Here is a 12,544-nt window from a genome sequence, read left to right as displayed (position 1 = left end):
CCCGCGGCGTGCCGTCATCCGTCAGCGCCGGACCCCGGCTCCGGCGGGTCCTGGTCGACGGCGGCGAGCAGGTTCGCGATCAGAGGGTTCTGCTCGTGCCTGCGCCAGGCGACGGCGACCCGGGTGCGGGCGTCGCCGGGGGCCGTGCGGCGGAAGACGACCCCGTCGAGGCGGATCCGGCGGATGCTCGCCGGGGCCAGGGTGACGCCCAGACCGGCCTGCACGAGGGCGCAGAGGGTCTGCCACTCCACGGCGCGCTGCGCGACGTGCGGGGTGAAGCCCGCTGTTGCGCACAAGGCGATGATCCGATCGTGCAGCCGTGGACCGACCTCGCGCGGGAGCAGGACGAACGGTGACTCCGCCAAGTCCGCGAGCCGGACCGTTCGTCGGGGGGCCAGCGGGTGGCCGGCCGGGAGCACGGCCACGAACGGCTCGCGGAGGATCGTCCGGAAGCCGAGCTCCGGGTCGTCGGCGGGGGGTTCGCGCAGCAGCCCGACGTCGATACTCCGGTCCTGCAGGGCGGCGAGCTGGGGGGCCGTCGTCATCTCGCGGACGTCCAGTTGCACGTCGGGGAACCGCTGCCGGAACGTCCGGAGCAGGCCGGGCAGGACGGTCAGGGCGAGCGAGGCGGCGAAGCCGATCCGCAGGCGGCCCGCCCGGCCGCTGCCGACCGTCCGGGCCGCGGCGAGGCCGTCCGCGACGTCGGCGAGGGCCCGCTGGGCGGCGGGCAACAGTTCCCGGCCCGCGGGGGTGAGCGTGACGCGCCCCGGCTCGCGGTGGAACAGCGGGTGGCCGACCTTCTCCTCCAGCCGGCGGATCTGCTGGCTCAGCGGAGGCTGGGCGATGCCCAGCCGTTCGGCCGCGTGTCCGAAGTGGAGTTCCTCGGCGAGCACGACGAACGCGTGCAGCTGGAGGAAGGGGAGTTCCGGTCGCGTCATACCTCCAGTGATATCAGCCGACACCCGAGGGCGTATTGGACGTATCACGGCCGCCCGCCTAGCGTGCGGGCCATGACAGAGCGACGTTCGATTCTCAGCGGTTCGACCTTCGAGGAGCAGATCGGCTACGCACGCGCCGTGGTCGACGGGGACCGGGTGCACGTGTCCGGGACGACCGGCTTCGACTACGCCACCATGACGATCTCCGACGACGTGGTGGAGCAGGCCGAGCAGTGCCTGCGGAACATCGGGGCGGCCCTGGCCGAGGCCGGCTGCACCTTCGCGGACGTCGTGCGGGTGCGCTACCTGCTGCCGGACCGCGCCGACTTCGAACCGTGCTGGCCCGCCCTGCGCCGTTGCTTCGGCGAGGTCAGGCCGGCCGCCACCATGCTCGTGTGCGGCCTGGCCGACCCGCGGATGAAGATCGAGATCGAGGTGGACGCGCGGCGGGCCGCCGCGTAGGCGGGGGGCGGCGATCCGGCCCCGGCCGCGCGGGCGCGCGGGCGCGCGTCCGGACGGACCAGGGGGCGGGCGGGGCTCGGTTTCGGTCGTGTCGGGTCGGTTTACGGACCGTTCCGGGGCCGGTCGCCTCGATGTGCACGGATGGTTCCGCGGCCATGGCAACATCGATGTCAGATGTGACATATCACATTGCCTAAGAAGAGTGTCGGCCCCACACGGCATGCCTCGCCGACCATCAGGAGAACTCCCGTGCACCGAAGCGCCCTGACCTTCACCTCCCTCACCTTCACTTCCCTGGCCGTCCTCGGCGCCACGGCCGCGGCCACCCCGGCCGTGGCCGTCCCGGCGGCCGCCGTCCCCGACGCGGCTGCCGCCGCCTCCGCCGCCACGACGACCTGCGGCGCCCCCGTCCAGATGATCAACAGGAGGAACACCGTCTGCGTCACGGTCGACGGCGACTCCGTGCGCGTCTTCGGGACCAGCGCGCAGCTGTTCGCCGGAAGCCGCGGCCGGAGCTTCATCTACGACGTGTCAGCCTCCGTCGTCGGCGGCGCGTCCCTCGGCCGGGAGACCGGATCGGTGTACCTCGGCACCGGCACCGGCTACGTCAACGGCCCGAGCGCCGTCGCCCCCTGCGGTTCGACGGTCCGTGCGTCGTTCTCGCTGAGCGACTTCGGTACGCCCCCGCCCGCCTCCGTCGTGGAGGTGCCGGTCACCTGCTGACCCGCCGTCCGCTGCCGCCGGCCGGCCGGGCCCCCGCCCGGCCGGCCGGCGGTAGGCTACGGCGTGTGGCGGAGCCGGGTGCGGACCGTGGTCACCTGCCGGTGGTTCGACCCGCCACGACGCCACCTGGTCTGTGGCTGCACCGGAAGGAGAGCAGGTTGAGTACCGTCCCCGCCGGCCCGGGCGACTACCGCCAGGTCCCCAACCCGGAGCAGGCCCTCAAGTACGCGATCCAGCACATCGCGGGTGACCGTGTCGAGATCGTCGAGGGAGTGATCACCCCGGTGTCACCGTCCTGGGCCCACGAGACCGCCGTCGACCTGATCCGGGAGCAGATCGGGCCGCGGATGCGTGAGCTCGGCCTTCGGGCCGGCTCGGGCAACCTCGACCTGCCCGGGACGGAGAACTTCTACGTCCCGGACCTGGCGGTGGTGCCGGCCGAGCTGGCCAAGACCGAGGGCGCTCTGCTGCCCCACCAGACGCTGCTGGTGGTGGAGGTGACGTCACCGTCGAACGGCGACACGGACCGGACGGCGAAGCGGCGCCGGTACTCGCAGTTCGGCGCACCGGTCTACCTCCTGGTGGACCGTCAGGAGCGCACCTGCACCCTGTTCTCCCAACCCGGTCAGCTCGGGTACACCCTGGTCGAGGGGCCGCACCCCTTCGGCGCGGCGATCCGACTGCCCGAACCCTTCGATCTGGACCTGGACACCGGCGGGTTCTGAACGACGCCGCGCGCTCCACTGCCCCTGCCGTCCGGCGTCCGGACCGTTGCGGGGGACTCGCGGCCCCGGCTGGTCCCGGGTCCCGTCACCGGGCCGCCGGGCCCGGCCGGCCGAGGAGGTGGTGGGCCAGGGCGACGGTGGCCAGGAGGGCGAGGAGGGTGCAGACCGCCCACCAGCCGGCCTGCGTCCAGATGCGGGTGCCCACCCAGGATCCCGCGCTGCCGCCCAGGTAGGCGCAGGTCATGTAGGCGGTCCGGAGCCGGCCGTGGGCCTCGGGGTCCAGGGCCTGGACCCGGGCCTGGTTGGCGACCATGCCGCACTGCATCGCCACGTCCAGCAGCAGCGTCCCGAGGGTGAGGGCGGCCAGGCCCAGCGGGCCGCCGAGGGCGCCCGGGGCGAGGAGGACGGCCGAGGCCAGGACGCCGACCAGGCAGACGAGGTTGACCGGGCCGGGCCCGTGACGGTCCACGAGGCGGCCGGCGACCGGGGTGCATACCATGGTCGCGGCGCCGACGAGGGCGAGCAGGCCCACGGCCTGGGCGCCCAGCCCGTACGCCGGGCCGGTGAGCAGGAAGGCCAGGCACGTCCACACGGCGGAGAACCCGGCGAAGACGGTGGCCTGGTAGAGGCAGGAACGGCGCAACTGCGGCTCGGCCCGCAGCAGTCGCAGGGGTTCGGCCAGCAGCGCCGCATAGCGTTCGCGCGAGGCCGCCGGGGTGGTGGCGGGGAGGGAGCGAGCCAGGACGGCGACCAGGAGCAGGGCCAGGGCGGCCGCGGCCAGGTAGGGCGCGCGCCAGCCGAGCCGTTCGCCGAGGGCGCCGCTGAAGGCTCGGGCGAGGAGCATGCCGCCGGTCGAGCCGCTGAGCAGGGCCCCGATCACCGCGCCCCGGCGTCCGGCGGGCGCCAGGGCGGCGGCCAGGATGCCGACGATCTGTGCGCCGATCGTGGTCAGGCCGACGAGGGCGCTCGCGGCGACCAGCAGCGGCAGGGTCGGCGCGCAGCCGGCGGCCAGCAGGGCGAGACCGGAGAGGGAGAGCAGGGTGAGGAGGTAGGGGCGGTGCGGGAGCCGGTCACCGAGGGGCACCAGCAGGACGATCCCGGCGGTGTAGCCGACCTGGGTCGCGGTGACCACGGTGGCGGCCGCGTCGGGGGAGACGTGCAGCCCGGCGGCGATCAGCGGCCCGACGGCCTGCGGGAAGTAGAGGTTGCCGACCGCCACGGCGCAGGTGGCGGCGAGGACCGGGACCAGGCGGCGGACCGTCACGTCGCGGCCCGCTCCCTCCGGTTCCCCCGCGCTGTCGGCGCGCTGCGCGCCCTGGAGGTCCTGAACGGATGTCATGCGGCGAGTCCACGGCATCGGCGTCAGTGCGCCAATGGATGTAGCGTGGTGCTTAATGATCAGTTTCGTGCTCGGCGTCGAGGACCTTGCGGACACCCGGTTCGCGCTGTCGCCGTTGCACGAGACCCTGTTCAGCCTCCGGGTGCTGCAGGACCCGGGCCTGTCCGCGCTGCACCTGCCCTGGCGGCGGTCGGTGCTCGGCGGGCTGGGCGAACTCGACACCGGGCTGCTGATGGCCCTGGTCGCCCGGCGGCGGACCCTCCCCGACTTCCTGACCCCGACGCCCACGGTCTTCGCGCCGACCTTCGACGAGGAGCTCGCCGTCGTCCGGAAGGTCCACCCGGACCGTGTTCGCCACGACCTGCTGCTCGCGCACGCGCCGGACCCGCTCCCGGCGGCCCTGCACGCCGCCGCCGCGGACGACGCCGCGGCGGTGGCCGCGCTCAGCGGCGCCATCTGCGAACTCCTGCGCCGGTACTGGGAGGTGGCCCTGGCACCGCACTGGCCGCAGATGCGCCTCGTGCTGGAGGCGGACATGACCTACCGCGCCCGGCAGCTCGCCGTCGGGGGCGCCCGGCTGCTGTTCGCCGACATGCACCCCAACCTGCGCTGGGAGGGCGGCGTGCTGCACATCGACCGGATGATCGGCCGGCACCGCGTCGAGGCCTCCGGGCGCGGGCTGCTGCTCCTGCCGTCGGTGTTCGCGCACAAGCCGGCGCCGCCGGTCAGCCCGGACGAGGCGCCCAGGCTGGTGTACCCGAGCCGGGGCGTTGCCACGCTGTGGGAGGCGGCGCCGACCGCCGACCCGGCCGCACTGGTGGCCCTGCTGGGCGCGGCCCGGGCCCGGCTGCTCGGCCTGCTGGAGGCGCCGCTGCCCACGGTGGAGATCGCCCGCCGCCTGCGGGTCACCCCGAGTGCCGTCTCGCAGCACCTGCAGGTCCTGCACGCCGCGGGCCTGGTCACCCGGGCGCGGGACGGTCGGCATGTGCTGTACCGGCGCAGCGCGCTGGGCGACCTGCTGGCGGGCGGGGGCTGACTCCCCGTGGCCCGGTCCGGGGAGCGCGTCCTGAGGGACGCTCACCCGGGCGAGCCCCGGGGTGCCGGGTCGGGGGGCGCCGGGACCCGGGGTGCCGGGTCGGGTGCCAGGACCGGGGTGCCGGGACCGAGGTGCCGTGGTCGCCCCCGGTTCCCGGGCCCCGCTGTGCGCCGTCAGCGCAGGGCGACCGCCGCGCCCGATCGTTCGGTGGCGATCCTGACGGCGAAGCCCGCCAGCGCGGTGCCCATCACGTAGCGGTGCACGCGCTGCCAGAGCGGGTGCCGGCCGAAGAACCCGGCGACGGAGCCGGCCGTCACGATGAAGAACGCGTTGCCCGCGACCCCCACCGCGATCTGGGTCAGCCCCAGCAGCACTCCCTGCAGCCCGACATGGCCGCGCGTCGGGTCGACGAACTGGGGCAGCAGCGAGATGTAGAGGATGGCCACCTTGGGATTGAGCAGGCAGGTGAGCAGGCCCATCAGGAAGAGCTTGCCGGTCCCGTCCGGCGTCAACTCCTGGGGCGAGAGCGGGGATCGGCCACCCGGCCGGACGGCCTTCCAGGCCAGCCAGAGCAGGTAGGCCGCCCCGGCCAGCTTGACCGCCAGGTAGATCTCCGGCACCAGCGCGAAGACGGTGGCGATGCCGGCGGACACCGCGAAGAGGTAGACCAGGAAGCCGAGGGCGACCCCGGCCAGCGAGACCAGCCCCGCCCGGCGGCCCTGGGAGATCGAGCGGGAGACCAGGTAGATCATGTTCGGCCCTGGTGTCAGCACCATGCCGAGCTCCACCAGTGCGATCCCCGCTATTGCACCCAGCCCGATCACAGCACTACCTCCGTACGCGCGTTCGCCTGGACGCAACCTAGCAGCTCACGGCCACCGGAGGCTCAGAGTGTGAGATGGAACGCGATGGTTGCCACTTGAGCACGCCAGTCGTCAGCAGCGCCCGAGCGTCCGGTCTTCGCGCGTCGAAGGTCTATGGGTCAGCGGTATGACGGACCATCACGTACTGCAGCTCGCCGACCGCTGCGGTGTTCCGGCGACGACGCTGCGCTTCCGTACGAGCGATGGCCTGCCGCTGGCTGAACGAACCCAGGCCGGGTACCGTCGTTCGATTTGAGGGGGCAGGCTCGTGATTCAACTTCCAGAGGGCTCATGGTGGGACTGGGACGTTGTCGCCTGGGACGCCGCTCGGCTGCGGCTGGGCGCCGGCCACGATCTGTCGTACCACCACGGCCTGGAACTGGTCTTCGGCGACCCGCTCTTCGTCATGTGTCCGGCCACGTTCCAAGACCCGGTGTTCCGTGAACCGAGGCCGGACGAGATCCGGCTGGTCTCCGGGCAGGTCGGCGAGATGCCTGCGGTACTGGTCGCGTTCGAGGCCGATGCGGGTGGCTCCGAGCTCGCCTCCGGGCTGATCGGAGCCGGGCGGCTCGACGTCGTCCAGGGGATCGTCTTCCGGTACTGGCGGCAGAACCTGGCGGCCGGGGAGCGCCTGGCTCCGTGGGTGCGGCCCCCGGAGCCAGGCGTTCCCCGGCCCGTGCAGTCGCCGCGCTGAGCTTTCCCGCTTGCGAGCGGTCGTCGGCTCCGGTGGGGATCAGCGCGGCAGGGGCGGCGCGGTCGTACCGAAGGCGCGCTCGGCGGTGGTCACCACCCAGAGGGGGAACTGCTCGACGGGTATCGCCGGCGAGGCCGGGAAGTCGGGGCGGAGCGACGCCGCGGGGAAGAACGCGACCTGGCAGCGCCGGCACAGCCACGCCGCGCGCCAGACGCGGCGGTGCTGCTCCCACTGCGCCCTGGTCGGCGCCGCCCCCTGACCCTGCTGCGCCGCGCGGCGCCGGCGCCGGGTGACGGCGTTCGCGGCCAGGGCCGCGCCCGCCAGGATCGCGGCGAAGAGGAACGGGCCCAGGGTGCGGCCGGCCTGGTAGGCGGCGTCGGAGCTGCCGCCGTCGTCGGCGAGCAGTCCGCGGACCCCTCCCAGGGCGAAGAGGCCGGCCAGGCAGAAGAGGGCGATCGCGGCGCCGCTCATGCCCGGCGGCTCGGGCGGCGAGGACAGCAGGGCGCGCGTCGCCTCGTCCAGCGGCCGGTCGATGTCCACCAGGGACTGCGCCACGGTGGCGGACTCGTCCGAGGCGGTGCACTGCGGGCAGGGGGCATTCATGGGCGGGGTGGCTCCTGGGGAGAACTGTGGATCTTCAGTGAACGCGTAGTACACCACAGGGAGCTGACCACCCGTTCCACCGGACGGCCTCCGGCGCCGGCCCCCGACGTCGGCCCCCGGCGCCGCGGCCGCTACTCCGCCGCGGCGCGCAGCTCCAGGGTGCAGCACTTGACGCTGCCGCCGGCCTTCAGCAACTCGGTGAGGTCGATGGCGATGGTCTCGAAGCCCCGCGCGCGCAGCTGCCCGGCCAGCCCGACCGCCGCCTCGGGCAGGACCACACGGCGGCCGTCCGAGACGGCGTTCAGCCCGAACACGGCCGCGTCCTCGGCGGAGGCCAGCACGGCGTCCGGGTAGAGCTCCTGCAGGGTCTTGAGGCTCGCGGGCGAGAAGGCGGCCGGGTAGTACATGATCTCGGTGTCGCTGAGCACCGAGAGCGCGGTGTCCAGGTGGTAGTAGCGCGGGTCCACCAGCTCCAGGGTGACGACCGGGCGGCCGAGCACGCGCTCCGCCTCGGCGTGCGCCCGGCGGTCCGTGCGGAAGCCGGTCCCGGCCAGCAGGCGCCCGCCGACCAGCAGGTAGTCTCCCTCGCCCTCGTTGGTGAACTCGGCCTGCTGCACCCGGTAGCCGCGGGCGCGGAACCACTCGACGTACGCCGGGGCCTCGTCGGCGCGCTCCTCGTGCCGGAAGCGGGCCACCAGCGCCGTGCCGTCGACCACGGTGGCGCCGTTGGCCGCGAAGACCATGTCCGGCAGGCCCGGGGTCGGCTCGATCAGCTCGACGGTGTGGCCGAGGTCGAGGAAGAGCGCGTGCAGCCGCTCCCACTGGGCGATCGCCCGGTCCCCGTCGGTGGGCTTGGCCGGGTTCATCCAGGGGTTGATCGAGTAGTCGACGGTGAAGTGCGTCGGGCGGCACATCAGGTAGTGGCGCGGCCGGGCGGTGCGGGGGGTGTCCGCGGACATGGGCGGGTCTTCCTTCCGACGGGGTGAGCGGACGGGCGCCGGGCGGGTGACGGGGTGGGGTTCCGTCCGGCGGCATCGGTCGGCCCCCCGCAGGCTCCGGCACACGCTCGGAGGTTCACCGCGGGAGGTCGGTCGCGGAGAGCCTCCCGCCCGCGGCGATCAGGCACATGACCGGGGTGTGTACGGCGGTCGGACGGAAGTGATCCACCTCGGACCGGCCGCCGGGCGGGGGTGATGTTCGTCGGGTGGGGGGAGACGTTCGCCTCCTGGTCCCGTGACGGCCGCCTCGGCGCCCTCCCGGGCGGGGGCGAGGGCCGTAGAGTCCCGAGCGTGACCGACACAGCCGGCCTCGCCGCCGCCGACCTCGCCCCCACGACCGATCCGGCCGACGCCGACGCCGGTTTCGGCGCCACCACCGACGCCACCACCGCGTCGTGGCGCGAGACTTCGCGCACCACCGTCTTCTCGAGGTTCGGCCGGGCCGTCGACCGTGTCGACTTCCGCCTCCCCGACGGGGCGGAGGAGGTCTTCTACCTCAAGCGCGAGCGCCCGGCCGGTGCCGTGCTCGCCCTCACCCCGGACCGGCGCGTCGTCCTCGCCCGGCAGTACCGGCCGGGCCCCGGGCGCGTCCTGTGGGACCTCCCCGGCGGCTACCTGGACCCCGGTGAGCAGGCGGCCGACGCCGTCGCCCGTGAACTGCTGGAGGAGACCGGGTACCGGGGTGAGGTCGAGGCGGTCGGGGCCTACTGGCTCGACGCCTACACCGACGCCCGCCGGTACGCCTTCGTCGCCACCGGCTGCGTCCGGGTGGCCGAACCGCAGCTGGAGCAGACCGAGTTCATCGATGTCGTCACGCTCTCCCTGGACGAGTTCCGCTCCCGGGTGCTCCGCGCGGGACTGATGAGCGACACCGCCGCCGCCTACCTCGCCCTGGACCACCTCCGGCTGCTGTAGGGCGTGTCGGCCCCGCCTCGCAGCCCCCGCCTCGGACCCTCCTCGCCGCGGTCCGGGGCCCGGAATCGCCGGTCAGGGTGCACTTTGCCGTCGCCCCGTGTGTCCGGCCGGGTCGGTGGTCGGTCGCGTCCTAGCGTGGCCCGGAATGATCCGGGCGTTCCGCCGCCGGGATCCCGGTCCTACGGAGGCATACCAACCATGACCGTCAGCCTGCCCGAGCTCACCGGGGAGTACGTCCTCGACCCCGTCCACAGCCGGATCGGTTTCGTCGCCCGCCACGCCATGGTGACCAAGGTCCGCGGCGCCTTCCACAAGTTCGACGGCACCGCCCACCTCGACGGCGCCGACCCGGGCCGTTCCACCGGCCAGGTGGTGATCAAGGCGGAGAGCATCGACAGCGGTGTCGAGCAGCGCGACCAGCACTTGCGCACCAACGACTTCCTGGACGCTCCCAACTTCCCCGACATCACCTTCCGCACCACGTCGGTCGAGCCGCGCTCCGACACCGACTTCCGTGTGACGGGTGATCTGACCATCAAGGACACCACCCGCCCGATCAGTATCGACTTCGAGTACACGGGCAACGCCGTCGACCCCTACGGCAACCTGCGGGTCGGCCTGGAGGGGTCGGTGACCATCTCCCGCAAGGACTTCGGCGTGACCTGGAACGCGGCCCTGGAGGGCGGCGGCGTGCTGGTGGGCGACAAGGTCGTCCTGGAGTTCGACCTCTCCGCGATCAAGCAGGGCTAGCCCTTCGCTCGATCATCCGGCCTTGAAGACGGGCCTCGCGGTGTCGCGCCGACAATCCCATGAACCACCCCCGTGGTTCGCGTGGTGTCGCGGGGGCCTTCGGGCACCCCTCACTGGATCAGGGAGGTGTGGGGATGATCCGGTGATTCCGGGCAGACGTACAACTGCAGATTGTTGGTCCTGGAGATGTGAACCCGGGGCGGGTTCGCCACATCGGGTTTGTCGAGCGGGAGGGACTGATCCTCGTACGGGACCCAGCTGTGACCGCTGCCGTCCCATTCGTGCGAGGCGATCGTCAGCAGCGGGCTCATTCCGGCGCCGCAGACGGTGCAGAACCGAGCGATGGGATCGGTGAGGCCCCAGGGGGGCCAGCCACCGACCTTCCAGCCGGGGGCCATGGACAGGTCGTTCCCGTAGGAATCGTTCGGGGCAAGGGCGCAGACGTCGTCCGCCCCGGGTGCCTGCCAGCTGCGCACGCCCTCCAGCTGCTGGCGCAACTCCCTGTCCAGGTCCAGGGGGTTGGGGTACTCGGTGATGCGCTCCGGCGCGACGGTGCACGGCTCCGGCTCGTAACCGTCGTACTCCACCGCAGCCGGTTCCGGGGGTGCGGCGAGGACGTCGGTGACCTCGGCGGCGGTTCGCCAGAACAGCGCGGTCGGAGGCTTGTAGTCCGGCTCGTGTTCGAAGGGACACCACAGGACCTGGAGTACGTCGGCCTGTCCGGGCGCTCGCAGCAGGGGCACGTCGCGCACGTACAGCTGGGCCACGGGCACCATGGCGATCGGACCCTCGTGCCATTCGTCGGCCACGGGCCCGTGCGACTCGTCGTGGCAGTGGGGCCACGGTTCGTCGGTGGGCCACAGCAGGGGCCCGCCGACCGAGCTGTCGTGCGGTGACGGAGCCCCGGGGCGGGGATGCAGTCGGATCGCCGGGCGTGCCAGCGGAGCCAGTTGGGGGAAGACGGCGGTGACGTCGACCGGCCGGGGCGGGGTGGTGCGGATGTGGTTCACAGCGGCGATGCTGCCAGCAGCCTCTGACAATCGGCATGCCGATCCACGGACGGCTCTCGCGTGGTCGCGCCGCTCGTCCCCGATCTTCCGGTTCGGCCGCCGCTCCGGTGCGCACACCCTTGACGGGGTGGGGGATGCGGCGTGAGACTCCGGAGCGGGACTTTCTCGAACGCAGGTGGGAGCACGGTGAGGAACGCGGAACCGGTCGCCCAGGGCGCGGCTCACGCCGTCCGCCTGCTGCCGGTGCTGACCTGCCGTCGCCACATCGACCTGCTTCGCGTGTGCAGCAGCATGGCACGGCCGGTGCGCCGTTCCGAGGGCGGTCGCCGCCCGGTGGCCGCCCACCTCGGCTGAGCCCGACCCCCCCTCGCAGCCGCCGCCCGCCGCCGCTTCCGCCGACGGTTCCGCCCTGCCGGCGCGCGCCCCCTGTACCTTCCCCGCCGTCTCCGCCGACCCGTGGCGCGCCCTCGCGCGCGCCTCCGCAGCCAGGGAGATCTCATGTCCGCCTCGTACCCCTCCGCCGCCCTGCCCGCCTTCCGGGGCCGGATCGGCGGCGACGCCCGCAGTGGCCACCCCGCCGTGCCGCACCGCTACCGGCTCCACCTGACGCTCTCCTGTCCGGACGGACTCCGGCTCGCGGTGGCCCACAGCCTGCTCGGCCTCGACGACGTCCTCCCGGTGAGCGTGCTGCCGGCCCTGCCCGACGCCGAGGACGGCGGCTACCTGGCCCTTCGCCCGCTGTTCGAGGCCGCCTCGCACCACTACCGGGGCCCCGCGTCGGCACCAGCGCTCAGCGACGACTGGAGCGGACGGATCGTCAGTACCGACCCCCGCGGGATCCTCACCGACCTGGCGAGGCGGTTCGACCGCTACGGCGCCGACCTCCAGCCGTACGACGCCGGGACCGCGATCGAGGCGGTGGAGGCGCTGTGCGCGTGGAGCATCGGCGCGCCCGCCCAGCACGCGGGCCGGGCCGACGCCGATCCGGCGTCCCGCTCGGCGGCCCTGGACCGTCTGCTGGGTGGGCTGGACGTGGTCGAGCGCCGCCTGGCCGCGCGGGAGTACCTGCTGGGCGACGGCCTGACCGTCGCGGACGTGCAGCTCTGGGTGACCCTGGTGCAGCTGGACACCGTGCACCGGTGGCACCTGGACGCCGCCGCGGTGGACCGGATCGCCGACCACCCCCGCCTGTGGGCCTACGCCCGCCGACTGGCCGGCCACCCGGCGTTCGGGCACCACCTCGACCTGGACGGCATCGCCCGCCGCCACCACGCCGACTGCCGCGGCCGCGAGGGCGCCGGAGCGGCGATGCCGATCGTGGACTGGGCCGAGTACGCGCGGGGACGGGTGCGGCAGTCCCGCTGAGCGGGTGCGGAACCGGCGGGCAACCCGGGCAGCCGGGCCGCGGGACCGGCCTGAGCAGGCGGTCCGGCCGCTACGAGCGGCGCCCGCTGACGGAACGACACAACTGACGACGACATCGGCGTG

The 12,544-nt window shown here is 73.7% G+C and carries 15 protein-coding genes; 9 read left to right on the top strand and 6 right to left on the bottom strand.

Annotated elements, in window-relative coordinates:
- Positions 1-14 precede the first annotated feature (14 nt).
- On the bottom strand, positions 15-938 hold the full coding sequence (locus tag RMN57_RS00600) for a LysR family transcriptional regulator (protein WP_313761343.1): 924 nt from the start codon (positions 936-938) through the stop codon (positions 15-17).
- A gap of 72 nt (positions 939-1,010) precedes the next feature.
- On the opposite strand from RMN57_RS00600, the gene RMN57_RS00595 reads away from it, so the two are divergent.
- The 3 genes from RMN57_RS00595 to RMN57_RS00585 all read left to right on the top strand — a co-directional run bounded on the left by RMN57_RS00595 (position 1,011) and on the right by RMN57_RS00585 (position 2,848).
- Complete coding sequence (locus RMN57_RS00595; protein ID WP_313761342.1) at positions 1,011-1,400, top strand: RidA family protein; 390 nt, start codon at positions 1,011-1,013, stop codon at positions 1,398-1,400.
- Positions 1,401-1,649: 249 nt separating this feature from the next.
- Positions 1,650-2,123, top strand: a complete 474-nt coding sequence (locus RMN57_RS00590) for a hypothetical protein (RefSeq protein WP_313761341.1) — start codon at positions 1,650-1,652, stop codon at positions 2,121-2,123.
- Positions 2,124-2,281: 158 nt separating this feature from the next.
- Entirely contained in the window at positions 2,282-2,848 is a 567-nt protein-coding gene (locus tag RMN57_RS00585) for a Uma2 family endonuclease (RefSeq protein ID WP_313761340.1), read from the top strand.
- A gap of 85 nt (positions 2,849-2,933) precedes the next feature.
- Here RMN57_RS00585 and RMN57_RS00580 read toward each other — a convergent pair whose 3' ends face one another.
- Complete coding sequence (locus tag RMN57_RS00580) at positions 2,934-4,187, bottom strand: MFS transporter (protein WP_313761339.1); 1,254 nt, start codon at positions 4,185-4,187, stop codon at positions 2,934-2,936.
- 55 nt (positions 4,188-4,242) lie between these two features.
- On the opposite strand from RMN57_RS00580, the gene RMN57_RS00575 reads away from it, so the two are divergent.
- Positions 4,243-5,223 carry a winged helix-turn-helix domain-containing protein gene (locus RMN57_RS00575; protein WP_313761338.1) on the top strand — a complete coding sequence of 327 codons (981 nt, stop codon included), beginning with the start codon at positions 4,243-4,245 and terminating at the stop codon, positions 5,221-5,223.
- A gap of 173 nt (positions 5,224-5,396) precedes the next feature.
- On the opposite strand, the gene RMN57_RS00570 is transcribed toward RMN57_RS00575, so the two are convergent.
- Positions 5,397-6,047: a LysE family translocator gene (locus RMN57_RS00570; protein ID WP_313761337.1), complete on the bottom strand. Its 651-nt coding sequence runs from the start codon at positions 6,045-6,047 to the stop codon at positions 5,397-5,399.
- 307 nt (positions 6,048-6,354) lie between these two features.
- On the opposite strand from RMN57_RS00570, the gene RMN57_RS00565 reads away from it, so the two are divergent.
- The gene (locus RMN57_RS00565; RefSeq protein WP_313761336.1) at positions 6,355-6,780 is read left to right on the top strand and encodes a hypothetical protein; all 426 of its coding nucleotides are present in this window, start codon (positions 6,355-6,357) and stop codon (positions 6,778-6,780) included.
- A gap of 39 nt (positions 6,781-6,819) precedes the next feature.
- On the opposite strand, the gene RMN57_RS00560 is transcribed toward RMN57_RS00565, so the two are convergent.
- On the bottom strand, positions 6,820-7,383 hold the full coding sequence (locus RMN57_RS00560) for a hypothetical protein (protein WP_313761335.1): 564 nt from the start codon (positions 7,381-7,383) through the stop codon (positions 6,820-6,822).
- A 131-nt stretch (positions 7,384-7,514) separates the two neighbouring features.
- A complete protein-coding gene (gene ddaH, locus RMN57_RS00555) occupies positions 7,515-8,342 on the bottom strand; it encodes a dimethylargininase (protein WP_313761334.1) in 828 nt (275 codons plus the stop codon).
- A 330-nt stretch (positions 8,343-8,672) separates the two neighbouring features.
- Here ddaH and RMN57_RS00550 point away from each other — a divergent pair, with 330 nt between their 5' ends.
- Positions 8,673-9,296 carry an NUDIX hydrolase gene (locus tag RMN57_RS00550; RefSeq protein ID WP_313761333.1) on the top strand — a complete coding sequence of 208 codons (624 nt, stop codon included), beginning with the start codon at positions 8,673-8,675 and terminating at the stop codon, positions 9,294-9,296.
- 198 nt (positions 9,297-9,494) lie between these two features.
- Positions 9,495-10,046: a YceI family protein gene (locus RMN57_RS00545; RefSeq protein WP_313761332.1), complete on the top strand. Its 552-nt coding sequence runs from the start codon at positions 9,495-9,497 to the stop codon at positions 10,044-10,046.
- Between the two features lie 110 nt (positions 10,047-10,156).
- Here the strand turns inward: RMN57_RS00545 and RMN57_RS00540 are convergent, their stop codons facing one another.
- On the bottom strand, positions 10,157-11,056 hold the full coding sequence (locus RMN57_RS00540; RefSeq protein WP_313761331.1) for a hypothetical protein: 900 nt from the start codon (positions 11,054-11,056) through the stop codon (positions 10,157-10,159).
- A gap of 186 nt (positions 11,057-11,242) precedes the next feature.
- On the opposite strand from RMN57_RS00540, the gene RMN57_RS00535 reads away from it, so the two are divergent.
- Complete coding sequence (locus RMN57_RS00535) at positions 11,243-11,410, top strand: hypothetical protein (protein ID WP_313761330.1); 168 nt, start codon at positions 11,243-11,245, stop codon at positions 11,408-11,410.
- 144 nt (positions 11,411-11,554) lie between these two features.
- Positions 11,555-12,421, top strand: a complete 867-nt coding sequence (locus tag RMN57_RS00530) for a glutathione S-transferase C-terminal domain-containing protein (protein ID WP_313761329.1) — start codon at positions 11,555-11,557, stop codon at positions 12,419-12,421.
- The last annotated feature ends 123 nt before the right edge of the window (positions 12,422-12,544 follow it).

Origin of the sequence: Kitasatospora sp. CM 4170 (assembly GCF_032110285.1) — a bacterium.
Taxonomy (GTDB): domain Bacteria; phylum Actinomycetota; class Actinomycetes; order Streptomycetales; family Streptomycetaceae; genus Kitasatospora; species Kitasatospora aburaviensis.
The sequence above is the reverse complement of the archived record's forward strand: the minus strand, read 5'-3'. Positions and strand labels throughout refer to the sequence as shown.

What these genes read in the sequence shown, in the direction of transcription:
- RMN57_RS00560 (WP_313761335.1), bottom strand. Translation starts at nt 7,383, where the DNA reads ATGAATGCCCCCTGCCCGCAGTGCACCGCCTCGGACGAGTCCGCCACC.
- RMN57_RS00595 (WP_313761342.1), top strand. Translation starts at nt 1,011, where the DNA reads ATGACAGAGCGACGTTCGATTCTCAGCGGTTCGACCTTCGAGGAGCAG.
- RMN57_RS00545 (WP_313761332.1), top strand. Translation starts at nt 9,495, where the DNA reads ATGACCGTCAGCCTGCCCGAGCTCACCGGGGAGTACGTCCTCGACCCC.
- RMN57_RS00530 (WP_313761329.1), top strand. Translation starts at nt 11,555, where the DNA reads ATGTCCGCCTCGTACCCCTCCGCCGCCCTGCCCGCCTTCCGGGGCCGG.
- RMN57_RS00600 (WP_313761343.1), bottom strand. Translation starts at nt 938, where the DNA reads ATGACGCGACCGGAACTCCCCTTCCTCCAGCTGCACGCGTTCGTCGTG.
- ddaH (WP_313761334.1), bottom strand. Translation starts at nt 8,342, where the DNA reads ATGTCCGCGGACACCCCCCGCACCGCCCGGCCGCGCCACTACCTGATG.
- RMN57_RS00580 (WP_313761339.1), bottom strand. Translation starts at nt 4,187, where the DNA reads ATGACATCCGTTCAGGACCTCCAGGGCGCGCAGCGCGCCGACAGCGCG.
- RMN57_RS00575 (WP_313761338.1), top strand. Translation starts at nt 4,243, where the DNA reads ATGATCAGTTTCGTGCTCGGCGTCGAGGACCTTGCGGACACCCGGTTC.